Below are 452 nucleotides of genomic sequence, written 5' to 3' on the forward strand. Positions count from 1 at the left end.
CAGTGAACGCGCGCCTGGCCAGCGCCATCGACACACCCACGCCGTTTGTGGAACGCCTGGTGCATTTCTGGTCGAACCACTTCGCGGTCTCGGTGGAAAAGCCCGTGGTGCTCGACCTGGCCGGCGCCTACGAGGCCGAGGCCATACGCCCGCACGTGCTGGGCCGCTTCGAGGACCTGCTGCTTGCCGCCGTGCGCCACCCGGCCATGCTGGTCTATCGGGCCCAGGCCCAGTCGGTGGGCCCCGCCAGCCCCGCTGCACAGCGCGCCGCCCGGCGCAACCCGGACAAGACACGCGGCCTGAACGAAAACCTGGCGCGGGAAATCATGGAGCTGCACACCCTGGGCGTGCGCAGCGGCTACACCCAGCAGGACGTGACCGAGTTCGCCCGCGCGCTCACCGGCTGGAGCCTGGGCAATGACGCTGGCAGCCCGGCCGCCGGCTTCCAGTAC

General features: G+C 70.6%; 1 protein-coding gene. It reads left to right on the plus strand.

Translation table 11 applies throughout. From position 1 onward, the window contains the following. Window positions 1-452: DUF1800 family protein (locus ACYVTD_RS16765; RefSeq protein WP_461248787.1), on the plus strand; the 452-nt coding region annotated here is incomplete at both ends.

This window comes from Treponema sp. R6D11 (assembly GCF_054786075.1).